Annotated in this window: 23 protein-coding genes; 6 read left to right on the top strand and 17 right to left on the bottom strand. The window is 61.0% G+C overall.

What is annotated here, in order from left to right; genetic code table 11:
• Positions 1-4: 4 nt before the first annotated feature.
• Positions 5-1,789: a hypothetical protein gene (locus C7450_RS31645; RefSeq protein ID WP_068184934.1), complete on the bottom strand. Its 1,785-nt coding sequence runs from the start codon at positions 1,787-1,789 to the stop codon at positions 5-7.
• Positions 1,786-2,343, bottom strand: a complete 558-nt coding sequence (locus tag C7450_RS31650) for a MotA/TolQ/ExbB proton channel family protein (RefSeq protein ID WP_210206593.1) — start codon at positions 2,341-2,343, stop codon at positions 1,786-1,788. Before C7450_RS31650 ends, C7450_RS31645 begins: the two co-directional genes overlap by 4 nt.
• 1,144 nt (positions 2,344-3,487) lie before the next feature.
• On the opposite strand from C7450_RS31650, the gene C7450_RS31655 reads away from it, so the two are divergent.
• Positions 3,488-5,275 carry an ATP-binding protein gene (locus tag C7450_RS31655; protein ID WP_170147546.1) on the top strand — a complete coding sequence of 596 codons (1,788 nt, stop codon included), beginning with the start codon at positions 3,488-3,490 and terminating at the stop codon, positions 5,273-5,275.
• Between the two features lie 10 nt (positions 5,276-5,285).
• On the opposite strand, the gene C7450_RS31660 is transcribed toward C7450_RS31655, so the two are convergent.
• The 13 genes from C7450_RS31660 to traI all read right to left on the bottom strand — a co-directional run bounded on the left by C7450_RS31660 (position 5,286) and on the right by traI (position 16,209).
• On the bottom strand, positions 5,286-5,921 hold the full coding sequence (locus C7450_RS31660; protein ID WP_068184931.1) for a response regulator transcription factor: 636 nt from the start codon (positions 5,919-5,921) through the stop codon (positions 5,286-5,288).
• A gap of 117 nt (positions 5,922-6,038) precedes the next feature.
• A complete protein-coding gene (gene trbI / locus C7450_RS31665; protein WP_068184928.1) occupies positions 6,039-7,343 on the bottom strand; it encodes an IncP-type conjugal transfer protein TrbI in 1,305 nt (434 codons plus the stop codon).
• Positions 7,344-7,354: 11 nt separating this feature from the next.
• A complete protein-coding gene (trbH, locus tag C7450_RS31670; RefSeq protein ID WP_068184925.1) occupies positions 7,355-7,816 on the bottom strand; it encodes a conjugal transfer protein TrbH in 462 nt (153 codons plus the stop codon).
• 4 nt (positions 7,817-7,820) lie between these two features.
• Entirely contained in the window at positions 7,821-8,651 is an 831-nt protein-coding gene (trbG, locus tag C7450_RS31675; protein WP_082736918.1) for a P-type conjugative transfer protein TrbG, read from the bottom strand.
• A gap of 17 nt (positions 8,652-8,668) precedes the next feature.
• Positions 8,669-9,334, bottom strand: coding sequence for a conjugal transfer protein TrbF (gene trbF, locus C7450_RS31680; RefSeq protein WP_245450280.1), 666 nt, complete (start codon positions 9,332-9,334; stop codon positions 8,669-8,671).
• Between the two features lie 14 nt (positions 9,335-9,348).
• Complete coding sequence (trbL, locus tag C7450_RS31685; RefSeq protein WP_082736917.1) at positions 9,349-10,524, bottom strand: P-type conjugative transfer protein TrbL; 1,176 nt, start codon at positions 10,522-10,524, stop codon at positions 9,349-9,351.
• Positions 10,518-10,694, bottom strand: a complete 177-nt coding sequence (gene trbK / locus C7450_RS31690) for an entry exclusion protein TrbK (protein ID WP_082736916.1) — start codon at positions 10,692-10,694, stop codon at positions 10,518-10,520. Before trbK ends, trbL begins: the two co-directional genes overlap by 7 nt.
• Complete coding sequence (gene trbJ / locus C7450_RS31695) at positions 10,688-11,503, bottom strand: P-type conjugative transfer protein TrbJ (protein ID WP_068184919.1); 816 nt, start codon at positions 11,501-11,503, stop codon at positions 10,688-10,690. Before trbJ ends, trbK begins: the two co-directional genes overlap by 7 nt.
• Complete coding sequence (locus tag C7450_RS31700) at positions 11,469-13,928, bottom strand: conjugal transfer protein TrbE (protein WP_068184915.1); 2,460 nt, start codon at positions 13,926-13,928, stop codon at positions 11,469-11,471. The genes trbJ and C7450_RS31700 overlap by 35 nt, the downstream gene beginning before the upstream one ends.
• 8 nt (positions 13,929-13,936) lie before the next feature.
• Positions 13,937-14,236 (bottom strand): conjugal transfer protein TrbD, encoded by a 300-nt coding sequence (locus tag C7450_RS31705; protein WP_068184913.1) that lies wholly within the window; start codon positions 14,234-14,236, stop codon positions 13,937-13,939.
• Positions 14,229-14,612, bottom strand: a complete 384-nt coding sequence (locus tag C7450_RS31710) for a TrbC/VirB2 family protein (protein WP_068184910.1) — start codon at positions 14,610-14,612, stop codon at positions 14,229-14,231. The genes C7450_RS31705 and C7450_RS31710 overlap by 8 nt, the downstream gene beginning before the upstream one ends.
• The gene (trbB, locus tag C7450_RS31715) at positions 14,602-15,570 is read right to left on the bottom strand and encodes a P-type conjugative transfer ATPase TrbB (RefSeq protein WP_068184907.1); all 969 of its coding nucleotides are present in this window, start codon (positions 15,568-15,570) and stop codon (positions 14,602-14,604) included. Before trbB ends, C7450_RS31710 begins: the two co-directional genes overlap by 11 nt.
• 15 nt (positions 15,571-15,585) lie before the next feature.
• Positions 15,586-16,209, bottom strand: coding sequence for an acyl-homoserine-lactone synthase (gene traI / locus C7450_RS31720; protein ID WP_068184905.1), 624 nt, complete (start codon positions 16,207-16,209; stop codon positions 15,586-15,588).
• 387 nt (positions 16,210-16,596) lie between these two features.
• Between traI and repA the strand changes: the two genes are divergently transcribed.
• The 5 genes from repA (at position 16,597) to C7450_RS31745 (ending at position 22,191) form a co-directional block, all read left to right on the top strand.
• A complete protein-coding gene (gene repA / locus C7450_RS31725) occupies positions 16,597-17,820 on the top strand; it encodes a plasmid partitioning protein RepA (protein ID WP_068185019.1) in 1,224 nt (407 codons plus the stop codon).
• Positions 17,817-18,866, top strand: coding sequence for a plasmid partitioning protein RepB (repB, locus tag C7450_RS31730; RefSeq protein WP_245450281.1), 1,050 nt, complete (start codon positions 17,817-17,819; stop codon positions 18,864-18,866). Before repA ends, repB begins: the two co-directional genes overlap by 4 nt.
• Positions 18,867-19,103: 237 nt before the next feature.
• Positions 19,104-20,387, top strand: coding sequence for a plasmid replication protein RepC (repC, locus tag C7450_RS31735; protein ID WP_068184899.1), 1,284 nt, complete (start codon positions 19,104-19,106; stop codon positions 20,385-20,387).
• Positions 20,388-20,579: 192 nt separating this feature from the next.
• Positions 20,580-21,494, top strand: a complete 915-nt coding sequence (locus C7450_RS31740) for a DUF3991 and toprim domain-containing protein (RefSeq protein WP_068184897.1) — start codon at positions 20,580-20,582, stop codon at positions 21,492-21,494.
• Between the two features lie 184 nt (positions 21,495-21,678).
• The gene (locus C7450_RS31745) at positions 21,679-22,191 is read left to right on the top strand and encodes a hypothetical protein (RefSeq protein ID WP_110378430.1); all 513 of its coding nucleotides are present in this window, start codon (positions 21,679-21,681) and stop codon (positions 22,189-22,191) included.
• A 50-nt stretch (positions 22,192-22,241) separates the two neighbouring features.
• Here the strand turns inward: C7450_RS31745 and C7450_RS31750 are convergent, their stop codons facing one another.
• Positions 22,242-23,159 (bottom strand): recombinase family protein, encoded by a 918-nt coding sequence (locus C7450_RS31750; RefSeq protein WP_068185016.1) that lies wholly within the window; start codon positions 23,157-23,159, stop codon positions 22,242-22,244.
• A gap of 129 nt (positions 23,160-23,288) precedes the next feature.
• On the bottom strand, positions 23,289-23,393 hold a 105-nt coding region (locus tag C7450_RS35260; protein WP_146227607.1), incomplete at its 5' end, for a Tn3 family transposase.

Genomic DNA, 23,393 nt, shown 5'->3' on the forward strand with positions numbered 1-23,393 from the left:
CGGCTCATCGGGGTGTGTTTCCTTTTGTGACCTTCATGGCATATATGTAGTCGTCCAGCTTGATCGCGCCGGACATCATGCGGCCGGCGACGAATGAGGCAAATTCCGGCGGGAAGCCTTTATTGGTCATCTGCGCGATGATCTCGTTGCGGTTCAGGCCTGTCGGTACACTGGCCGCGGGGGGCGATGGCGGCATCTGCTTCACCAGCACGCTCCATCGCGCGGCCACGTCGGGTGTCATGAAACCGGTATCCGTCAGTGTCCTGAGAAGCGCGATCACGCGCCCAGGATTCTCCACGGAGGTCGGGCCAGAGGGCGAAGGTGCCGAGGCGGTTGTCTTCGCGACGCTCTGGATCCGTCTTTCGAATTCATCGGTACTCCACCATCCCTGACTTGCGCGAGTCAGGAATTCGCGTTGAAGCGATAACGGAATGTCGGCATCTGCGAGTCTTTTTCTGGCTTCAGCGATAATATCAGCACCTGGAGCGGCCCCTGATGTCACCGAACCGGCGGGCGGCGCGATAGCGAGCGCAGCAAAGCGAGATAGCGAATTCTGCGTGAATTGGCCGGACAAAAATCCGGTTTTCAGATCGTCGACGATCTGATTGACCGCATTGGGATCCACCTGGATCCGGGGCGTTGGAGTCCTGGACAGGCGGTATTGATATATACCTTCGAGCAGTCCGAACACCGTCTTCCGGGCCTCCTGCGAATTAGGATCGCATGTCAGCGCCTTGCACGGAGCTTCCAATAGATTACGCTGAAACCACTGCGCTTCCGATGAAGAGGTGTTGACGGGCACAAGAGCGTCCTGCGTCACACGTACAGCCTTCCCGAAGGCAAAGGGATTTGTCGCACCGATTGATTGGTCGAGGTTCAAGTTTGTTTTGCCATCGTAGATCGACAAGCGAACATGACAGGAGCTTTCCTCGATGCTTGGACCCTGAGTATTGGCCTGCTGCTCCATGGCGCGGTTGAGGTCGTTCAGATAGATTGCATAGGTATCGCCGGGCAAGGCTCTGTGGGCGAGCCAGACTTGCGATACCTCTTCTCCATAAACAGGATCGGCGAGAAAGGTGAAATAGCTGTTCGTGCCCTCGGGAGTCGATGTAAACGACCTTCCGACCGGCGTGTACGCTGTCGAACCATCGACTGGTATCAAGGAAGTTGACTTCCCATCTCGCCCGTCTTGCCGTGCGACCGCCAACGCGATGATTTTATCACCACAATTTTGATACTGCATGTGGATGGAGAGTGCTCGGGCACCGGAAAGCTTATGCAGTTGATTCTTTAAAGCCTCGACCTCAGCGAGCTTGTCGGAGAGTTCTCCGGTGAGGCGTTCGATCGCTGCTTGCATGGCTGATGGATCGAATGCGCGTAAACGCGCTATCTCGGCCCGAAGCGATTGGCCTTCTGCCTCCAGCCGGGCACGATCACCCTCAATGCGCTTGAGCTGTGAGACGGATTGATCGAGCCGTGTTTGAAGACGCGCGATGTCGCTCTCGGCTTGCGATAGCTTTGCGAGCGCCACGTCGATCTGGCGCTGGAGTTCCTCCAACTCCTCTTTGGTGAAGTCGCCTCTCTTCATGCGCTCGACCGCGCTGGCAAGATCCTGGCGGACCCCGCTAATAGATCGGTTGACGATTGCGGCGATCTGTTCAGCGGTGAAATCCGGGATATAGTATTGCATGGCAAATACCATGAGGATGAGGAAGGCGCCCATCGCCTTCGTCATCACCGCCATCAACGCCACTTCGCTGGTGTCGGACTGGTGCCTACGACGTTTCATGTCGCTCCGCCCGGTTTCTCCTGATCGATGTAGACGCGGTTGATCAGGTTGGCGAGGCAGTACTGACCGGCCGCGTTGAGGGCCAACTCCTCCTGTTCCTGCACGCTGTGCTGCGCGAAGGCGAGCAATGCGCTGGCCAGGAGCGCGATTAACGTCGTGTAAAATGAGACAGACAAACCACCCACCACACGCCCGAGATCCATGTTCTTCGGGTCAATCAGGTGAAGCGCCAGTGACAGGCCGATCACGGTACCAAGAAAACCTATGGTCGGGATCAACCAAGCCATGTAGCGGAGCATTTGGTAGCGCAGTTCGACGCGGTCCCCCATCAAACTGAGAGCATTGGTCAGAAGCGTCATGGATTGATCGACCGACTTGCTCGCCTGAAGCTGCAGGATCGTCATATCCATGAGCGTCGGTAAGAAGCCGCTTTCTGCGTCATGGAGCGGGGCCACCCGGGCACGGATCGGCCCGAGTTCATGCAATTCCAGCATCGTTATGGAATCTTCGGGCAGGAAACCGGCATTCAGAAAGGCGTATTCCCGCTTCGTCATTCGCCATCTGACGTAGAGGTCAGCCAGGGACCAGGCGAGCAAGAGATATATGATATTCTGAATTGTGAACGGGTATGGAAAGATGCTGTACTGTTGTCGATCAAGTAAAAGAGCGGAGCCAGGCGAATTATACGGCAGGACGAGAGTCAATAACGTGATAACGATAGCCGCAAAAACTATCGCGGTCGTTCTTATGCGTCGGCGGGAAGGGATTGCGGGCCATGCTGGATTGGAAAGAGGGGGAAGCGGGTCAGGCGATATCTGCAATCCGGTGATCGGTGAAGGTGCATTTTCTGCCAACAACGTCTGGTCTCCCGCTATTGCGATACCGCGAATTGAGTTCGCGTATCCTCGGCTCTGAAATTGTCTGACTCTCCAAATTTGATCGTCGCGACATCGTAATAACCGCCTCTCATTGCAGTTCGTCGTGCCGAGCGTTCTAAGTCGTTGGTTGGTTTGCAAGAGCAGAAGTGTTCAGAGCCACCGAGAACGGTAGCAATTTGTGCGGATCGGGTCTCTTCAACGATAAGAGGCATCGGGCTCTTTCCACCAGTCGCTTGCATGGAGGGCCGCCGGCCAAGACCACTTCAATGGCCACCGAATTCCCCTGCCACTACAGAATCCACCCCTATTCTCGGTTTCCACTCGACAATGGACAAATAGTTATTGGTCTTGGGCGCGGACCAAAGGTCTTAAGACCTTTATCAGCGTCCGGCGCGGATTGTTTGTTACATGTTTTTTGTTAAAAGGAAAGGGTGTCCATATTGGAGGCGATACGGGTGATTGTATGCAGGAAGGCAGGCGGGCCGCTCGGAGAGTCCCGCGCAATGTTTGCGATCGGCAACGATGCCGAGGAATATGAGCGATAGCGGCCCAATGCGATGGCCGTTGAAATATCTGACGGGTTGCCGGGCAGACTCTGACGGGCAGCACATGGCTGGCGCCGCGGCAGACTTCTACAGGATATCACAATGATACTGGTGCCGACGGTCTTCTTAACGGTAGATCATCGGCAATCTCCCGCCCATAGCCTTTGCGTTGCGCAATCGCTGGGATGGGGTGAGGCCATCATACAACGAGTCAGAGCTGACAACGATACCGCGACGCCCGATGACGTTCGCCGATGGGAGGGCGGGAATTGAAAATGCCGATGCTGGTCCCATATCGATGGATGCGGCTTACGCCAACCGAGGAAAGGCTGCGGCGCGAGCAGGTTGATGCTATTTTCCGTGCGGTTATTCCCGGCGTTACCGCTGCTGCTCTTGCAGCTGTTGTTCTCGGCGTATTTCTCGTTCGTCTTGGCGAGGCTGGCCCCACCGTAGCAGGAGGATGGGCAACTGCCATTGCCGTCTGCGCCATATGTCATGTGACCCTGGCGTTAGCTTATCGCAGATCACCGCCTGCCACGCGGGCAGAAAAGGTCTGGCCACTCGTATTCACTCTTTTCGCTTTGGCGGAGGGCGTCGCCTGGGGACTTGCATCCGTGGTCCTCACGCCCGACGCTGCCTTTGATGTCCGCTTCCTCGCCGTTGCCGTCACCATCGGAGTCACGGCCGGCGCGATCCCCGCCTTCAGCCCGTATCTACCCGCCTATTTCGCTCTTTTCCTTCCAGCAACTCTCCCTTATGCTTTGACAAGTCTTCGTGAGGACACCGCCGTCGAGCAGGCCAGCAGCGCGCTGATGCTGATCTTCGTCGTTGCCATGGTCTTGCTCGGAATCTTAAGCAATCGGGCCTTTTCCGAAACCATTCGGTTGCGCTTACAGACAGAAGCTCTTGCGGCCGATCTGCGCCGCCAGAAAGAGATCGCCGAAGCCGCCAGCCGAGCCAAGTCGAGTTTCCTTGCCGCGGCGAGCCATGATCTGCGCCAACCTGTGCATGCCCTTGGTCTGTTCGCAGGGGCTCTACGCCGTATTGATCTCCCTGAAGAAGCTTACGTCCTGGTCGATCGGATCGAGGATTCGGCAGCGGCAATGGACGGCCTCTTCACTGCGATTCTTGACATTTCACGTCTCGATGCTGGCGTCGTCGAAGTTCGGAACCAAGCCTTCCGGATTGGGCCTTATCTTGATCGACTCTGTAAAGATCTTGCCGTCGAAGCTGAGGCCAAGGGTCTGCGCCTGAGATGCCGGCCTTGCCCGATCGTAGTTGACACAGACCCGATCCTGCTCGAACGCGTGCTGCGCAACCTCGTCTCAAACGCAGTCCGCTATACGTTGCGTGGAGGTATCCTTGTCGGCTGCCGGCGGCGAGCGGATCGCCTTGCAATTCAGATTTGGGATACGGGGATCGGCATTGCTCCGGAGGATATGGATCGCATCTTCCAGGAGTATGTGCAGGTTGGAAACCCGGAGCGCGACCGAACGAAAGGGCTGGGTCTTGGGCTTGCTATCGTTCGCCGCATCTGCAACGTGCTGAAGGCACCGCTTGGCTTGCGTTCTTGTCCCGGTCGCGGCTCCTGTTTTGAAGTCTCGGTCCCATGTGCCAACGAGGCTGCTCTCACAGATGGCACGCGCCAGGATCCGCCTGGCGCCTTCATACCGGCTTTTGTGGTTGTGATCGACGATGAAGCGCCGATCCGTGAGGCGATGGAGCAACTCCTTGCTGGGTGGGGTTACGAAGTGGTCACGGCCAGTTCTGGAATAGAGGCGATCGAGCTACTTGCGTCTCGCCCCACACGTCCCGACCTGATCATCTCGGACTATCGTCTGCGCGATGGTGAGACCGGTATAGCGGCAATCGAGAACCTACGATCAGAATACAATGTAACGATCCCGGCATTGCTGGTTACCGGAGACACGGCGCCCGACCGCCTTGCTGAAGCAGAAGCAAGCAATCTCCTGCTATTGCACAAACCGGTACCGAACAGCAGGTTACGTGCGGCTATGCTCAACCTGATCGCGCATGCGCAGAAATCCGAGGACGACGACTGATGGCTTTGGGTCAGACGAGCCCGGCTTGACGTGCCGCGGCCGCAGCCTGGGTGCGATTCACAGCATTCAGCATCCTGAAAATTGCCGTCACATGCGCCTTGACGGTCTTCTCCGAGAGATTGAGTTCGTAGGCAATAATCTTGTTCGGTTGGCCCATACTTAGCCGCCGCAGCACTTCCAGCTGACGATCCGACAAAATGACTCCCGCTATTGTTTGATGTCCGGGCGACATGGGCTGCGTCGCTGTCAGGGCGCTGAGGATGAGAGGCGGTACGTAAACTTCGCCGTTCATCACGAGCCGGATGGCTGCGAGCAACGTATGCTGGCTCGCCGACTTCGGCACATAGCCGAGGGCCCCATGCGCCAGAGCGCGTCGCGCATCGGCAGGATCCTCGGAGGACGACAGGACAATCACCGGGAGCTCCGGCCGCACCAGTCCGAACTTTCCGAGCGCGGTCACTCCATCCATGCCGGGCAACATCATATCAAGAATGACAGCATCGAAGTCGGCGTGCGCTTCAGCCAGCCGCAAACCTTCCGCTGCATCCCCCGCCTGGATGATGTCCACATCCGATCCGGCTTGGCGCAGCAGTGCTGCAATGCCCTCGCGCAAGACTGGATGATCATCTACGATCAAGAATTTCATTTATCCAGTATTCCACGAATGCTTAAGACTGCAAGGGGCTGAAGGTCCAGCGACTAAGGTCTCGGACCTGGCCTGAAAGCCAACCAGTTCCTTCTTCTTTCCGGCGTCGCGCTGACCTCAACCCTTATATGCGCCCGGGAATACGATATCCTGATCGACGAGGACGTTGAACTGATAGCCGGGGCGGATTTCGAGCGTGGGCTGCACGTCGAGGTTCTTGTTGATGGTGCGCTCGGCCACCCGCCCGAACGTCTCCGCAAAATTGCGCCGCGCTGCGTCAGACGCCGTCGTCTGGTTCGCGAGGGTCGAATTCTGCGGAATCGCCATATCCATGCCCGTGCCGATGATCGCGAGCAGGATCGCCGAGCCGAACGTCTTGAAGTAGTGGTTGTCGACTTGGTCGTTGAACCCGCCATAGCCTTCGGTGTCCGTTCCCGCCATGCCGCCGATCTGGAGCGTCGAACCGTTCGGGAAGATGATATCGGTCCAGACGACGAGAACGCGGCTTTGGCCGAAGGAGACCTTGCTGTCGTACCGGCCCATCAGTTTCGTGCCCTGCGGAATGAGCAGACGATAGCCGGTGGCGCTGTCGTAGACGTTCTGGCTCACTTGGGCGGTGATACGACCGGGAAGATCGGAATTGATGCCGGTGATCAGCGTGGCCGGAATGACCGACCCGCGCTTCAGCTCGAAATACGAGCGTGGAGCGACGACCTGGTTCGGAAGGTATCCGAGCTTCGCCAGGTCGGAATTGAAGAAGGACTCCTTCTTGGTCTGGCCGTTCGGATCGAGGTTCTGGCCGTTGAGGCCGGCTTGAAGCGCCTGGCTATAGAGATCGCTTGCCGAGGACGATGGCGATGCCGCTATCGCGCCGGCCGAGGGTGTCGGCGCCGTAGAGGTGGTGGCCGCCGCCTTGATCTTCTGCGTGTCGATGGCGAGCGGCGATTCGAGCGCGATGCTGACGGCCTGCAATCGCGCCATTCGCTGGCGCTGGCGCTCTCTCAGCAATTGCTCCTGCCCTTCCCGGGCGAGACGCGCCCGCCACGCTTCCTCGGATTCGAGCGAGTTGCTCTTCGGTTCAGCCGCCGCCGGCTGCGCGACGAAAGGATTCTGCGGCGTGGGTTTCGATTCGCTGACCGGCGCGGACAAAGGCTGCGCCTGCTGGCCGTCGCCGATGATGCCGTCCGCGACTCCGCGTTTCATCTGGTCGGCAAAGGTCGTCGCCGGTGCGCCGCCCGCCACATTCGTATCGGGCTTCGAACCGAAGATCAGTCCTCGAGACATCAGCCCATAGAAGATCACGGCGAGAAACAGAACGCTGAGCACGATGGCTGCGATGATCGGAAGCCGGTTGAGACGCCGTATGTTCTGCGTGGGGCCAGAACCGCTTGGGCCGCCGCCGAGTTGCAGGGATTGCGTCATGTCCCCTCCCCTCAACCGCGCTTCATGACGGAGAGCGGGCTTGCCGGCTGTGCGCCGGCCGCCGTCGCGGAATAGACGCGCCCGATCTCGATCGATCCTGTCGACAGGCGAGCAAGGATCTGCCCATCCACCGAGCCGAGAACATAGGCAAGACGAATGGCCTGAGGATCCTTCGTGTCCTGGTCGGTCGTCACGGCGTAGCCCCAGCCACGAAGAGAGGCCTCAAGGGCTGAGCCGAAGGCGGACCCGTCCGGCTTCAGGACGATCGTCGCCTTGCCCTGCCCGATCTGCTCTGCAAGACGCGGCACGAGATCGCCCGCTACTGCCGAGGCGGTCGGCGCTGACAACTCGGCCGGTGCGGTGCTCGCCACCAGCCCGTCGGTCCCGATGGTCGAGCATCCGGAAAGAAGGAGGGCGGTGAGGATGGCCGCGGCTGCGGGCAACCGGAAGGGGGCGAGGAAATGACTGGCCACGGTGTTACCCTCCCCTCTGAATCGTGATTTTCTCTTGATGCCAGAAGCCGACGCCGGAGATCAGGATCGCCTTGTCGATTGCATAGTCGACGATCATCACGTTGCTCTTCATCCTGTAATTGACGATGCGGTTCTGGCCGCCCGAGACCACGAACAGGACCGGCGCGTCGCGTGAGGCGACCGACGCGGGGAACTGGATGTAGGTTTTCGTGCCGTCACTATAGACGCGGGTCGGCCGCCAGCCGGCGCTGCCGGAAACCGAATAGCTGAAGTTCAACTGCTCGGCCGGGACGCCGCCGATCCCGCCGGCTTCGATCCGTGCGTTCACGTCGGCTAGGCGCGAGGAAACGTCCTCCGGATACTCGAAGCCCACGCGCGCCATATATTGGGTCGGGTGCGACTTGAGCTGGATGTGGTAGGTGCGCCGCGAGGTCGTCACCACCATGGAGGTGACGAGGCCGGACTCGGTCGGCTTGACGATGAGGTGGATCGCCTGGCCTCCGGTCGCGCCGGAGGTCGCGGGTTCGACCTTCCAGCGCACCGTGTCGCCGACGAGAACGTCGCGCACGATTTCGCCGCCATCGAGTTCGATGTCACAGACCTGAAGCGGCGAGCAGACCACGGAAGGCTGAACCTCGCCGTAGAGGAAGATCACCTTGCCGTCAGCGCCGCGCGTCACGAGCCCGGCCCGGCCGCGCCACTGGCCGGAAATGTCCATGCCCTTCACCTCCTTGCCGGTCAGGCTCTGGGCGGCGCTCGGACGAAGGCCGGTGACGGATACAAGGGCGGTCGCGATCAGAAGGACAGCCCGGAATTTTGATCTTGTTGCAGTCATGGGTACGGGCGCGCCTTTCAGATCTGTGCGGTCCAGTCGAAGTCCTTGATGTAGAGCCCGATCGGATTGAGGCGGATCACGGCCTCATCCTGTGGCGGGATCAGCACGACGCTTGCCACGCCCCGGAAGCGTCGGGACGCCACTTCCTTGCCCTTCCGGTCGCGCTCATATTCCGTCCAGTCGATCTGGAACGATTGCGGCGAGAGCGGCACGACGTTGTTGACCTCGATCGCGACGGTCGCGGTCTTGGCTTTTTCAAAGGGCGAGCTCGAGCGGAACCAGGCGTTGACCTTCTCGGTCGCGGGGTCCGTGGTGCGCAGCATCGCGTAGACGCGGTCGATGTATTGCTTCTGGACCACGGTATCCGGCGTCACCGAGCGGAAGTTCGTGATGAACCCGGCGAGCGTCGCGCGCACGACGCGCGGATCGGCATATTCGATCTGCGCCGGAAAACCCGCATTGACCGCGGAGCCCAACTTGTCGACCTCGACGATGTAGGGGACGAGTTTGACCTGCGTGCTCTGATAGAGCGCGTAGCTCGTGCTGATCAGCGCCAGACCAAGGCTTGTGATGCCGACAATGCGCCATGCCGTTGCGGCGCGGATGTACGAGCCATAGCGCTCAGTCCATTCCTGGCGGGCGGCGATGTAGGGATTTTCAGGTGATCTTGTTGGAGAAGCCAAGCGCGTTTCGTCCGTCATTTGTCATGTTTCTCGGGTGGCGGGGTTGGCGAGCCGCTGCTCCCCTTGTCGAGTTTGGCGTTGGCGAGGCCGAGCAGGGAGCCCGCATAGGCGCCGGGCGCACCGATCGCCTTGTCCCTCGCCGCCGAGGCGAGAGCGCCCCCGGCCGATGCCGCGCCACGCAGTCCGGCCATTGCAGCGCCCCCGAACGATGAGCCGCCTGCGCGCGCCGCGCTGAAGGCGGCCGCGCCGGCGCTCGCCCCGCCGACACCGAGCGCCACGCCGCCGGCCGCGAAACTCGCAGCCTGCGATCCGTGACGGATCACCTCCATGCCGCCGCTGACCGATGCGCCTTGAACGACGCCCTGGACGATGGTCGGCACGTACATTGCGAGGATGAAGATAACGACGGCGATTCCGGCTACCGCGAGCGCGGTTTGATATTGGTCGCCGACCGTGCTGTCCTGCGCGAGCCCGATCAGCACGTCGGAGCCGATCTTGGCGATCATCACCAGCGACATGAGCTTCATGCCGACGGAGAAGGCGTATACGAGATAGCGGATCGCGAAGTCCTTGGTGAAGGACGAGCCGCCGAGGCCGAGCATGATCATGCCGGCCAGAAGCCCGACATACATCTCGACGAGCACCGCGAGGAAGATCGCCGCAACCAGCGAGAAGGCGATGACACTGACGATCATGGCGAGCGAGGCCGACAGCGCCAGCGCATTGTCCTGAAACACGCCGAAGGAGATCTTCTGCGACATCGCGGACGCGACCGTCAGGCCGGCATTGAAGACGTTCGCCGGCGAGGCCGAGCCGGAGCCGCCACCGATCTCGAACAGGCTGTCCACGACCGCTTTGGCGAAACTCGGCCCCTGGGTCAGGACAAAGGCGAAGAAGCCGATGAACATGATCCGGCGCACCAGCTCGGCGAACCAGGCTTCGATGCTCGCCGCCTGAATGGCGAGCCAGACCGCGGCGACACCGACCTCAATGCCGGCCAGAATCCAGAACAGCGATTTCGCGGCGTTCGTGACCGTTGTTTCCCAGCCTTTCGCGGCTGTGACGACCTGATTCTCCACCGTGGTCAGTACGCTGCCGTCAGCGGCCACGGCCGGATGGATCGTCCACAGAACCAATCCCGCGACGGCGGCGACGGTCAGGATTTTCGAGGAGCGAAAGGAAGCTACCATCGCGGGCGCATCTCCTGACCGTTCTTCATGTCGTATTTTTGCGGCGTCTCGAAAAACTCCGTCGCGCGTGCCCGTTCCTCGCTCGACGGGCCGACGACGAAAACCCAGATGCCGAGGACTGCCGCCGCGCCGACGCAGATCGCAATAATCAGGGCGGAGCGCCTCACCATCTCGGCCGCATCTCCTGTCCTCCGGACGTCGACGGCGCCGTCGAATTGAAGAATTCCTGCCGCCGCGCCTGCGATAGGTCTTTTTCCGATTGCTCGGACTGATACCAGGTCGCCATCATGGTCATCTGCTGCGAGACGAGCCCGCGCAGCTTCTGCATCTGCGCGACTTCCTGCGCCGCGATCTGGTGGCCGACCTGCAGGGCCTTCATCTGGCCGTCGGCGCTTTCCGACTGGGAGCGAAGCTGTGACATCGTCGATTCTTCGCTTGAGAATTGATCGGCGGTCAGTCCCGCGGCGCGCAGCGTGCCGCTGATCGTGTCGCGATTGGTCGAGGACCACGTCTGATAGGTCGACGAGAAACTGGCATTGTTCGGCAGGCTGGTCTTGAAGTCGCTGTAGCTCTGGAAGCGCTGCTTCAGCACATCGTCGATATTGCCCATCGAGAAGGCGATGCCCTGTCCCTGGCTGACGATGTTGCGGAGCTGATTGAGATCGCTCTGAATCTGCCCCCAGATATGGCTCGGCAACTGTGCGGTGTTTTGCAGCATGTTGGTGTAGATTTTCAGTTGGTTCTGAATCTGTTCCGCGAGCTGGGTGATCTGCGTGATCTGGTTGTTCACCTGCTCGGCCGACTTGCCGACCAGCGAGATAAGTTCGCCATTGTTGAGCATCTGGGTGTACTCGGTGGCGCCCCCGGTCAGACCGCCACCTGCGAATGCGCTCCTGGTCATGAACGGCAGCGTGATCGCCGCGGCCGCCGCGCCGCGCAGAAATTCAAACCTGGTCATCGGCGAGTAGCGTTTCGGCATGCGCGATCCCCCTTGTCTGGAGCCAATGTGCCGGCCATGCGGGGCCGTGTTCCGCCTTGAGTGCGGTGATGCGTTTGAGATCGTCGCGGCCGGCCGCCCCGACGAAGGAGAGAGCGACGGGCCCGAGCGCCATATCAAAGAGGCGCCGGCCATCGGGCGAGGTGACGTAATATTCGCGCTTCGGGATCGCGTTCGAGACGATCTCGACCTGCCGCTCGTTGAATCCCAGGCGCTCATAGAATTCGCGCGTTCCTGGTTCACGCGCCGCTCCGTTCGGTAGGCAGATTTTCGTTGGGCAGGATTCCTTCAGCACATCGATGATGCCGGAACGCTCGGCATCCGAGATCGACTGCGTGGCGAGCACGACTGCGCAATTGGCCTTGCGCAGCACCTTCAGCCATTCGCGGATCTTGTCGCGGAAGACGGGATGGCCGAGCATCAGCCAGGCCTCGTCGAGCAGGATCAGGCTCGGCGCGCCGGTCAGGCGCTTCTCGATCCTCCGGAAGAGATAGGTGAGGACAGGCACGAGGCTGCGCTCGCCCATGTTCATCAGCTCTTCGATCTCGAAGGTCTGGAAACCGCCGAGCACGAGACCGTCGCGCTCGGCGTCGAGCAAATGCCCCATAGGCCCGTCGACTGTGTAGTGGTGCAGCGCGTCCTTGATCTCGCGCATCTGAACTCCCGACACGAAATCCGACAGCGAGCGTCCGGGCGCCGCGGCCATCAGCGAGACCTGCCGCGAGATGGCGTTGCGATGATCGGGTGTGACCGCGACGCCCTGCAGGACGACAAGCGTCTCGACCCATTCAGAGGCCCAGGCGCGGTCGGCGTCGGTGCCGAGCTCCGCGAGTGGGCAGAAAGCGAGTTGAGTCCCCTCCCCTGCCCCGCCGCCGATCTCGTAGTGATCGCCGCCGGTGGCAAGCGTCAGCGGCATGAGAGAACGGCCTTTGTCGAAGGCGAAGATCTGCGCGTCCTTGTAGCGGCGGAATTGCGCCGCGATCAGCGCCAGCAGCGTGGATTTGCCGGACCCTGTCGGCCCGAAGATCAGGCTGTGTCCGACATCGTCGACATGGAGGTTCAGTCGGAAGGGCGTGGAGCCGGAGGCGACCTGCATCAGTGGCGGCGAGCCTTCCGGATAGAACGGGCATGGCGCGACCGGGTTTCCTGACCAGACGGAATTGAGCGGCAGCAGATCGGCGAGATTGCGGGTATGGATCAGCGGTTCGCGGATGTTCGCATACCAGTTGCCAGGCAACGACCCGAGGAACGCTTCCGTCGCGTTGAGCGTTTCGATGCGCGCGCCGAAACCTTCCGCCTGGATGACGCGGCGAATGCCCTCGCATTTCTCGCGGAGCCGATCCGCGTCGCGCTCCTGCAGCACGATGACCGGCGTATAGTAACCATAGGCGACGAGCTGCGACGCCGCCTCGGCGATCGCGTCCTGCGTCTCGGCGACCATCGCCATGGCGTCCTGGTCGACCGAACGCGACTGGGTCTGGAAGAGCTGGTCGAAGAAGGGCCTGACCTTCTGCTGCCACTTTTTGCGGGTGCGCTCGAGGCGTTCGCGCGCCTCGATCTCGTCGAGGAACATGAAGCGTGACGACCAGCGATAGGTCAGCGGCATCTGGTCGAGGATGTTCAGGATGCCCGGCCAGCTCTCGGCCGGCAGACCGTCGATGGCCACGACGCCAACGAAACGCCCATCGACCGTCGGCGTCAGCCCGTGCTCATATTCGGCGGTGACGAGCCAATCGAGATACATCGGGACATCGGGCAGCCGGACCGGATGGTTTTCCCCGGTGACGCAGAAGCGGACGAACTGGAAGAGTTCGTCGTAGCGGGCGACACGCTCTCCACCGCGCTCGGTTGTTTCGCGGGTTCGCATGCGCTGGATCGACAGCAGGTTCGACAGATATTGCTCGATCTCGCGGATCGACGTCCTGAAATTCGCAAGCGCCGTGTCCGCGAAACTCGCCGAGCGGCTGTCCCTGTCGGAATAGACGTATTTGGCGATGCCCGACTTGCGCCGCTCAGGCGGCCGCCAGGTCAGGATGAGCGCGTGCCGGCTTTCATAGTGCCCTCTCTCCCGCTCGAAATGGCCGCGGCGCTCTTCGTCGATCGCACGCGTGACCGCATCGGGGAAATGGCCGTCCTTGCGCGCTGGATAGTGCGTCGTCGGAATGCGCAACGCCTCGACCTGGATCATCCAGCCTGAGCCGAGACGGGCGAGAATGGCGTTGATCTGGCGCGAGACGTCGTTGCGCTCGGCGTCCGTCGAGCTCTCCGAATCCGGGCCGGCAAAATACCAGCCGGCCATGAGCGAGCCGTCCTTGAGAAGGACGACGCCGTCATCGACGAGGCCCGCATAGGGCACGAGATCGGCGAAAGACGGACCGGAATGGCGAAAGGAACGCAGAGCAACCATACCGGACCTCAGAAACGCCGCCAGGGCGACGAAGTCGGGCGATAGTGCTGGCGGTAGCCGACATGGCGTATGTAGATGCGGCGCATCGCCGGATCGGCTTTCGCCATCATCCGCAGCAGACCGACGACAACTGTCCAGATAGCGACCCCGAACAGCGCCGCATACCAGGTCAGAACCACGAAGATCAGAATGATCGCCGCAAGGCCCGTCAGCAGGACGAGCTCGCGGTCAGCGCCCATCAGCAGGTTGGGACGTGAGAGTGCGCGATGGATGCGCGAGCGTGCGAGCGTGGACCCGGCTTCAGCCATGAGCCCCTGCCCTGCTTCCGGGCGGAACGGGAGCACTATTCGATGCTGACGCTACCGTGCCAATGGACGCGCCGGTCGAGCCGAACAGGGCGACGATCTGCGTGGCGCCGAGCAGGATGCCGGCGACGAGCACGACATACATCAGTCGCCGCGCGAAATCATTGAGCTCACCGCCGAAGATCAGCATGCCGCCGGCGACCGCGACGGCCGCGAGCGCGATGAAGCCGGCGACCGGGCCGGTGATGGATTTCTGGATCTGCTCGAGTGGGCTTTCCCAAGGCAAGCTCCCGCCTGACGAGGCAAGCGCCGGGTGAGCGATCAGCAGGCCGAGCACGACCCCCAGAATCAGGCGGGTGGCAAGGCGTTCATGCGACATGGGCTTCCTCCTGCGAAACATAGGATTCGGTCTGGTAGCGGCCGTTGGCGAAGCCGTTGACGTGAAGAATGTCGCGCAGCACGCGCCCTCTCGTGGTCCGTTCGATCGAGACGATAAGGTCGACCGCTTCGCCGATCACCTCGCGCATCGGCTGTTGGCTGGCTTCCGCGGTCAATTGCTCGAGCCGGCGCAACGCCGATTCCGCGGTGTTGGCGTGGACTGTGGCGACGCCTCCGGGATGGCCTGTGTTCCACGCCTTCAGGAGCGTGAGCGCCGCACCGTCGCGGACCTCGCCGACGATGATGCGATCGGGCCGCAGGCGCATGGTGCTCTTCAGCAGCCGCGCCATGTCGACGGTGTCGGACGTGTGGAGCGCGACAGCGTTTTCCGCCGGGCACTGGATCTCGGCGGTATCTTCGAGAATCAGGACGCGATCGTCGGGCGCCGTCTCGCTGATTTCGGCGATGATGGCGTTCGCGAGCGTCGTTTTTCCCGAGCCCGTTCCGCCGGAGATCACGATGTTGAGGCGCGAGGCGACGCCGTTGCGGATAATGTCCGCCTGGCGTTCGGTCATCACACGCGTTCTCACATAGTCGTCCAGTGGGATCAGCCGTGACGCACGCCGGCGGATTGTGAAGGTCGGCGCTCTCACGATCGGAGGCAGTAGCCCCTCAAACCGGTGCCCGCCGATGGGAAGCTCCCCGGAGATGATCGGTTGCTCCCCATCGGCCTCTGAATTGAGAGCATGGGCGACGCTGCCGATGACGATCTCCGCTGCGGCGCTGCTCATCTCTCCGGCCGCGGCCATGCCGTGACCGAGGCGTTCAATGTAGAGCCGGCCGTCCGGGTTGAGCATGATCTCGACCACGGAAGCGTCGTCGAGCGCAACGCAGAGCTGGTCGCCGAGAGCCTCCTGCAGCTTGCGGATCAGACGCGGATGCGAGAGCAATTGCGTCATCGCGTCGAGTCCCTCTCAAGCCGCCTGCGGAAGCGGGTTGATCGAGGAGAAGTAGCTTGCAGGGCGCACGCGCTCGAAGCTGGCTTCGTCTGTGAAAAGCACGCCGACCACAGCAGTCGTGTCTCCGATCGGCTTTGGTTCGCCGATCCGCGTCATCGGCCATCCCGCGCGGCGTAGGATTCGCTCGATGCGAACATCGGTGACGGTGATGAGTTCGCGGTAGCCGTTCGCCATCGACCATTCGATGATCGCGGCGAACATAGTCCAGGTGGCGTCGTGAAGCGCCTGCCCTGCCCTCCCCGTGTCAATCGACGTGTCGACGCAGAAGCGCGAGCTCTCGATCATCGCTGCGTGCGGGTTGAACGCCCCCGAATCGACAAGTTCAGGGAACAGCACCGACAGCAATGTCGGTCCGGTCGCCGGCAGCAGTCGCGCGCAACCGGCGACCTGGTTGGTATCGGATAGCGCCAGCACATAGGTCGGTCGGCAAGCATCGAACTCGTCCGCCTCACGGCCATCCTTGACGACGACATCCCACTTCATGCGCTCGCCGAAAACGCGCGCGCGAAGTCTGTGCATCGAATCGAGAAGTACGGCCGAATTACTATTGGTATTGGATGAGACGGCGATGGCCCGCATGCGTATTGCTCCGAATCCGTGAAGGTCGGAGAACTAAAAGCCACCATCCGATGGCGACCGCGACTAGCGAATTTATGAGTGCGATTCTCGGAATCGAGGGTGAGTCGGCGTAGTGAGAGCCCGAAAGGCGGTTGCCACGCGCCGAATAGTGATCGTCTTACCCTAATAAAAGTATGAGTGGTCTCGAGGCTGGTTGCTCGGTTCGCCGTGAAGCTATGGCATTGATTGCAATGCGCTAAACGCCGCAGACGGGTCGAGTCGATCGTGCCGCGCGAGCACGTCGTTAAGTATCTGTTAACCAAATAGGATTTGACCGCCCACGGGAATCGCGTAATCGTCACCCGACGTTTTTTCAGCGATTATCAGGAAATTTCCGTCGAGAGCGATATGACCGCAGTGAGTGCCTATAAATCCGATAGCGAGGAGTCGATCGCCAAGATCACGCGGCACTCGCATCTGCTCGCGGCGCAGCTCCAGTCGCTACGATCACAGATGTACCCTCCCGAAGCGAAAAAGTCGCTGAAGACTTTCACCTCGCGCGAGGCCGCCGCAATGGTCGGGATCGCCGAATCGACCTTGAGGCAAATGTCGCTGGACGGCGAGAGCGTGGCGCCCGAGCTTCATGGCAGGGACAATCGTCGCCGCGCCTATACGCTCACGCAAATCAACGAGATTCGAGCGCATCTCGCACAGAAGCGCCCGAAAGAAGCATTGAATTTCCTGCCGCGCCGGCGGCCTGGCGAAAAATTGCAGATCGTCGCCGTGGCCAATTTCAAGGGTGGTTCAGCAAAGACGACGACAACGGTCCACCTCGCGCATTTTCTTGCGCTTCAGGGACTGCGCGTTCTCGCGATCGATCTTGATCCGCAGGCTTCTCTTTCGACGATGTTCGGATTCCAGCCGGAATTGGACGTTGACGAGAATCAGACCGTCTATGGAGCGATCCGCTACGACGACGACCTGCGTGTTCCGCTCCGCGAAGTCATCCGAAAGACCTATTTCGACGGCGTCGACCTCGTTCCGGGTAATCTCGAGCTCATGGAATACGAGCATGAGACGCCGCAGGCTATCGCTCGTGGCGAAGGCCGCGGCGAAGGCATGTTCTTTCGCCGGCTACGTTCCGTGATCAACAGCGTCGAAGACGACTATGACGTCGTGCTGATCGACGCTCCTCCACAGCTTGGATATCTGACTCTTGGCGCGCTTTACGCGGCTACGGCTCTCCTCGTAACGGTTCATCCGGCCATGCTCGACGTATCGAGCATGAATCAGTTTCTCAAGATGACGAGCGACATCCTCCATGTCATCCAGGAGAACGGTGGCGACCTTAAGCACGATTTCATCCGATACCTGCTGACGCGGCACGATCCTCACGACGTCCCGCAGGTGAACATCGTAGCGCTCCTCCGATCGCTGTTTGGAGCGGACGTGCTGGCGCCGGCCGTGGTCGAAACGACGGCGATCGCGTCTGCCGGGCTCGAGAAGAAGAGCCTCTACGAAATGGCGAGAGGCGCTGTTGGGCGGGACACTCTCAATCGCGCGCTCGAGTCCGTCGATGCAGTCAATCAGGAGGTCCTGAACCACCTCAAACATGTGTGGGGGCGGCCATGACGAATGCCAAGGACCGATCTAACCGGATGAAGAACCTGTTCGGCAATGTCGATCGCGCCGAGCTGGAGAAGCATATCCCCTCCCCGGTCGCCGACAAGTCGCGGACCCACGCCCCCGGTACGTCGGGAGCGGTCAAGTCGATGCAGCAAACTTTCTCGGCGGTCGAGGCAGAGAACGAACGGCTGCGCGCTCAGCTTCAGTCGGCCGAGATTGCAGTTGAACTCGATCCGGCGAATGTCGACCCAGCCTTTGTGCGCGACCGGATGGACTTTGAGGACGATCCCGAGTTTTTGAATTTCGTCGAGGGCATTCGCAGGGAGGGGCAGAAGCTTCCTATCCTTGTCCGGCCCTTGCCTGATCGCCCAGGTCATTACCAGGTCGCCTATGGACATCGGCGACATCGCGCATGCCAGATCCTCGGAATTCCTGTTCGGGCGGTTGTCGCGCCACTAACGGACGAGGAACTTGTCGTCGCGCAGGGGATCGAGAACGCCGAGCGGGAGAATCCTTCGTTCATCGAACAGGCCTTATACGCCAACGACCTTAAGAAGCGCGGTTTCTCGCGCGAGGTCATCGCCAGAGCCCTCGGTCGAAACGAAGAAAAAGCCCTGCCCTACATCTCGATCCTGACTGCGACGGCCAGTGCGGTTCCCGAGGCGCTGGTCCGGAAGATCGGACCCGCAAAGTCGACTGGTCGGCCAAAATGGGAGAAGCTCGGCTCGTTCTTCAAGGATCAGAAGCTGCCGCCCGATCTGAATTCAGCCATCAATGGTTTGGTGGGGTCCGAGCAGTGGCAGGCACTGGGCTCCGACGACAGATTGGCTGCTGTGCTTCGAACGCTCGATCGGCCGACGCCGGCGAAGGAGAGGGCGATCCAGGAAGTCGATCTCGGTGACGGTCTCATCGTTACGACGAAGAAGACGCCGAAGTCCACGCAGTTCTCAATTCCAAACGCCGCCGCCCCCGGATTGTCAGCTTGGTTACTCGGGCGACTGCCGGAGTTGGTGGATGAATTCAAACGTTCGGAACAAGGGGCGAAGTCATGACCTGACACCTAGACAGGAAAAGGGCTCGCCGACTGCAATCGGCAAGCCCTTGGATCCCTGGCTAACAGAGCGGTTCGCTCCATCGGCATCAGCAGTGACAAACTGATTCTATGATGGAGTGCTTGCACAATCAAGCCCTGGTTTCCAGTCCGGGCGTGATGTTGTGCGCCGATTTGCTGGCCTGTCTTTCATTCAAGCGATGGGAGCCGCAACCGAAGGGTCGCGGAATGGCTGGTTATGGCCCAATCTATGGAAATCGCGTCGTTCAGACGCATCACGCCGGGAATCCTTGCAAGCGCCCGCCTTGCGATGGCCAACGACATTCCTGAAACGTCGAAGGCAGAGGTCGCTATCATTCTCAAAAAGGCTGCGCCTATCTTGGGAATAGACGGCTCGACCTATCACATCATGGACATCCTGATCGGGCTATCCCGGGCGGACGATTGGAAGGGCGCCAACCGTCCGATCGTCGCGATCTCTAACGCCAAGCTCGCGGAGTACACCTGCCGATCGGAGCGCCAGGTTACGCGTTGCATTCGGCGGCTCGTCGAGGCCGGTATCGTGGCTTATCGGGACAGCCCGACCGGCCGGCGCTTCGTCTATCGCGGCAAGGACGGAGATATTTCCAAGGGCTATGGGCTGGACTTCACCCCTGCCCAGGTTCGCATAAAGGAGCTAAAGGCCCTCGTTGACGAGTTCCAGGCGCGGCTAAACAGCGAGCAAGAGGCGCGCAGGACGGTCACGCGACTCTCTCGTGCGATTGTGGACGCATGCGAGGCTTATCCGGAGCTTGCTGCGAGATGGTCGGAAGAGCTTGAGCGCGTGAAGGGCCTTGGCCTTAACCTGGAAGAAGAGGCCGCGGCGCTGGAGGACATGCACACCGGGATTGTGGCCGAAGTTACCGATGAATATGTGCAGCATGATATGTCAGCCGAGGGTGACATCGGAGTCAGCCCTAATATTAATACAACCTCTCAAAACTCTATTGAAAGTAAGAATGAACGGCCTCGCTCTATCGAGCGAGAAATTTCCTCTCAGGCTTACGACCGCTTCGCGGTCGCCGCATCAACCGAAAAAAAGTCTGAGCTGATTCGGCCGCACGTCGAAGCTTCACGCGGAGAAAAGCGCTCGACTTCGGTTGATGAAATTCAATCTTCCGTGCTTGCATCGGTTTCGGTCGGATTGCTGCGGGCAGCGTGCCCGCAGGCATGCGAGATGGCGGGGAAGGAGTTCAGGAGTTGGCCTGAACTCGCTGCGGCAGCGCCTGTGATGAGGGTGATGATCGGCCTCTCGGAAGCGGGATGGGTGGATGGCGTGGGTAGGGTTGGACGATACGCCGCAGCGGCAATCCTCGCCACCGTGCTCGAAAAGTCTGCTCGATCGCCGGATCAGATATCGAGCCCCGGCGGCTACTTCCGGGCAATGATCGATCGCGCTGTGGAGGGCCAGTTGCACCTCGAAAAGAGCTTGTTCGGACTGGCCGATGGCGCCTTCAAGCGAGGAGCGGGGAGCACGCAATGAGAGAGGCGTGGGGGGTTACAGTTGTTACTCTTCCGCTACCGGGCATGGCATATGGCGGAACTTCGCCGAGGGCTGAGCGCCCGCGTGAGACAGAAATAACCGTTATTTCAAATGGTTGGCAGAGTGGGGTAACAACTGTAATCCCTCAAACGGGAAGGTCCGCGAAGCTCGGCATAATTTCAGGGGTACGGCATGCCCCGCTATGACATCGATGCGCTCAAAGCCGCCGTGACGTGCCCAGCGCTTCTCGAAACCAATGGGTGGAAGGTCGATCTGCGGGAGAGCACGCCAAGAGCCATCAAATATCGGCGCGGTGAAGGCGAAATCATCGTGGTCATCCATCAAGGAAGAGGGTGGTTTGATCCGACTTCGGACGCCAAGGGCGACGTGCTTTCTCTTGCCCAGCGTCTCGGCTCGCCAGACTTTGCTTCCGCCGCGAAGGCGGTTGCTGATCTGGTGGGCTTTGAGCCATCAGCTCCGGCCTGGCAGCGAAAGTCGAAACAATATTCGCCCGGGGCCATCATCAGTCGGTGGTCGGAGCGCGCGCTCCCGAGACCGGGCTCTGCGGCGTGGTCCTATTTGACCCTCACTCGCGCCATCCCCGAAGCGGTCGTGTCAGCAGCAGTCGCTGCCGGCCGGCTCCGTGAAGGCCCTAAGGGATCCATTTGGGCGGGGCATTTCGACGCCTCCGGCATTGTTGTGGGCTGGGAGGAGCGGGGTCCAAATTGGCGTGGGTTCGCACGCGGCGGCGGGAAGGCGCTTTTCTCAATTGGAAGCGACAAGGCGCTTCGCCTTTGCGTCACCGAAGCGGCTATCGACGCGATGAGTCTTGCGGCTTTGGAAGAGCGCCGACCCGATAGCGCCTACGCCAGCACGGGGGGCGGTTGGGCGCCGTCGACAGAAAGCCAGATCAGAGCATTCGCTTCCCGACCGGGCGCGCAGATCGTCGCGGCTTCGGATGGCAACGACCAGGGGGATACTTATGCGGAGCGCCTCCGGCACATCGCAGCCGAAGCGGGTGCGCAATATCTCCGGCTGTGGCCAGACGCAGAGGACTGGAATGAGCACATTCAGCAATCGCGCGCCGGGCAGACGTCGGACGGTTGAATCAATGTCTCGTAACGACTCGCTGCCACGAGCCGACTCGGATACCATGTCCGACGTGTGAAGGCGGATTGGGGAGGTGCGAAATGGGAGAGAACCGGACATCTGTCGGAGCGCGATCGCCGCAGCTCTCGATCGGGTCGAGGAACTGCGGCGTCGTTGCGATCGGCCGCCTCGTGTCCGGCTCTTGACCATTTACGGTGACGGCTCTAGCGGCCTCACTATCCATGCCTCCATTTCGGCCCGCTCGCCCGCGGAGCTACGTGCGCAACTGGGTCTCGGGACGCGCTGCATTCCTTGGGAGGAACTTGACGCCCGTGCCGATGAACTCGTCGGTCTGGTTGATGCAGCGGTTGGGGAAGTCACTCAAGCAATTCGGAACGTGTCGCCAGGTCCGCGGCCGAGCCGGTCGGAGGCCGACGTCGAGATAGAAACTTTCGACGCACTTATCCACGAACTCGCCGGTGCAATTTCGCGCGCTGCAACAGATGTTCTGAAACGGCACCCGACGACGAGGGTCTCGCGAGAGCTGGGAAGTGAGGCGACCATGCTCGCCGCACTTAAATTGGCCGCGCTATCAGCCTACACCGCGAACGTGGGAATGGATGATGCCCAGGACGAACTTCGAATGGCGGTCGGTGACGTGATGAGCAAAATGCGGAGCGCGCCCGATTTGTCGCCCCGTCAGAACCTGAACTAGCCGCCACAATCCAACGCCTCCGGCCCAGAGCGAGAGCGGCTCGCGCCGGATCACGTCGTTGTGGAACTCTCGCGGACAAGGAGCCCCGCTCTTTGGGCGCGATCGAGCAGATTCTTCACCGAGGAAGGCGACCATTTGGAGCTCCCGCGCGGCGTTCGTTCGTGCAGGCGTTCGAGCTGGATGGCGATATCGCGCATCGAATGGTCCGGATTGGATGCCGCGATGCCGGCGACTAAGGTCATCAGCCGATCTTCCGGGAGGCGGGGAGGGGACTTGTTCAGCAAGGCCGTATCGGCGAGATGTTCCTTGACGAGCCATCGGACCGCCCGGCGCAATCGAGCCTCGGTCCACCGTGCTCCCTTCTGGTTCAGCACGCGGACGACATCGTCCCATGGATGGTCGGGACGCATCCGTCGAACCGTGGGAAGCCAGTCGTTCATCGTTGCGTGGACGCTCGCGCTATAGGCCGCCTGCCTCGCCGCCGCAATTTTCGCCATTGCTTCCGGTCGACGAGCCCGCACGCCGGGATTGCCCGGGAGTTTTCCCTTTTTCCGGGCGGCCGCGATCCCGGCCTTGGTGCGTTCGGAGATCAGTGCGCGCTCGAGCTGGGCGACGGCGCCGAGAACCTGAAGCGAAAACATGCCCTGCGGCGTCGAGGTATCGATCGGATCGCGCAGCGAGCGGAAATGCGCCCCCTTGGCGCTGAGATCCTCGATCACGTCGAGAAGGTGGCTGACGGAACGGGCGAGGCGATCGAGCCGGGCGACCACAAGCACCTCGCCGGCTGTGATCGTATTGACGAGCCGGGCCAGCGCCGGCCGTGCTCTCGATGCGCCGGACCCGTGTTCCACCACGATGGTTTCGCAGCCGGCGGCGCGCAGCTCGATTTCCTGCGCCTCGGTAGCCTGTTCGTCGGTCGAGACACGGGCATAGCCGATCAAGCGTTGCTTCGACCCGGGCCCTTTCATCGGCAGGCCGGCAGGGGATAGCGCGCACATTGGGCGGGTCGGCACGCCCGAAATCGTCGATTCGCCTCGATGAATTCGCTGAAGTTCGGCATTTTTGGGGTCGTTTGCGGGAGGGGGCGGAATCCTACGCTAAGGCTTTGGCCAGCGATATTCTCCGGTGAGATTGATGTGTTCCCATCCGAGCGGCGAAACATGGGCCAAGAGATCGGGCGATAGCAGCTTTCCATCGCGTTT

The sequence above is a fragment of the Chelatococcus asaccharovorans genome, from assembly GCF_003201475.1.
Taxonomy (GTDB): Bacteria; Pseudomonadota; Alphaproteobacteria; order Rhizobiales; family Beijerinckiaceae; genus Chelatococcus; species Chelatococcus asaccharovorans.

Coding starts and splice junctions, on each gene's coding strand:
- C7450_RS31645 (WP_068184934.1), bottom strand. CDS start 1,789: ATGAAACGTCGTAGGCACCAGTCCGACACCAGCGAAGTGGCGTTGATG.
- C7450_RS31705 (WP_068184913.1), bottom strand. CDS start 14,236: ATGGCTGAAGCCGGGTCCACGCTCGCACGCTCGCGCATCCATCGCGCA.
- C7450_RS31660 (WP_068184931.1), bottom strand. CDS start 5,921: ATGAAATTCTTGATCGTAGATGATCATCCAGTCTTGCGCGAGGGCATT.
- repA (WP_068185019.1), top strand. CDS start 16,597: ATGACCGCAGTGAGTGCCTATAAATCCGATAGCGAGGAGTCGATCGCC.
- C7450_RS31740 (WP_068184897.1), top strand. CDS start 20,580: ATGCCCCGCTATGACATCGATGCGCTCAAAGCCGCCGTGACGTGCCCA.
- trbJ (WP_068184919.1), bottom strand. CDS start 11,503: ATGCCGAAACGCTACTCGCCGATGACCAGGTTTGAATTTCTGCGCGGC.
- C7450_RS31655 (WP_170147546.1), top strand. CDS start 3,488: ATGCCGATGCTGGTCCCATATCGATGGATGCGGCTTACGCCAACCGAG.
- repC (WP_068184899.1), top strand. CDS start 19,104: ATGGCCCAATCTATGGAAATCGCGTCGTTCAGACGCATCACGCCGGGA.
- C7450_RS31700 (WP_068184915.1), bottom strand. CDS start 13,928: ATGGTTGCTCTGCGTTCCTTTCGCCATTCCGGTCCGTCTTTCGCCGAT.
- traI (WP_068184905.1), bottom strand. CDS start 16,209: ATGCGGGCCATCGCCGTCTCATCCAATACCAATAGTAATTCGGCCGTA.
- repB (WP_245450281.1), top strand. CDS start 17,817: ATGACGAATGCCAAGGACCGATCTAACCGGATGAAGAACCTGTTCGGC.
- C7450_RS31750 (WP_068185016.1), bottom strand. CDS start 23,159: ATGAAAGGGCCCGGGTCGAAGCAACGCTTGATCGGCTATGCCCGTGTC.
- trbL (WP_082736917.1), bottom strand. CDS start 10,524: ATGGTAGCTTCCTTTCGCTCCTCGAAAATCCTGACCGTCGCCGCCGTC.
- trbI (WP_068184928.1), bottom strand. CDS start 7,343: ATGACGCAATCCCTGCAACTCGGCGGCGGCCCAAGCGGTTCTGGCCCC.
- trbG (WP_082736918.1), bottom strand. CDS start 8,651: ATGACTGCAACAAGATCAAAATTCCGGGCTGTCCTTCTGATCGCGACC.
- C7450_RS31710 (WP_068184910.1), bottom strand. CDS start 14,612: ATGTCGCATGAACGCCTTGCCACCCGCCTGATTCTGGGGGTCGTGCTC.
- C7450_RS31650 (WP_210206593.1), bottom strand. CDS start 2,343: ATGACGAAGCGGGAATACGCCTTTCTGAATGCCGGTTTCCTGCCCGAA.
- trbB (WP_068184907.1), bottom strand. CDS start 15,570: ATGACGCAATTGCTCTCGCATCCGCGTCTGATCCGCAAGCTGCAGGAG.
- trbK (WP_082736916.1), bottom strand. CDS start 10,694: ATGGTGAGGCGCTCCGCCCTGATTATTGCGATCTGCGTCGGCGCGGCG.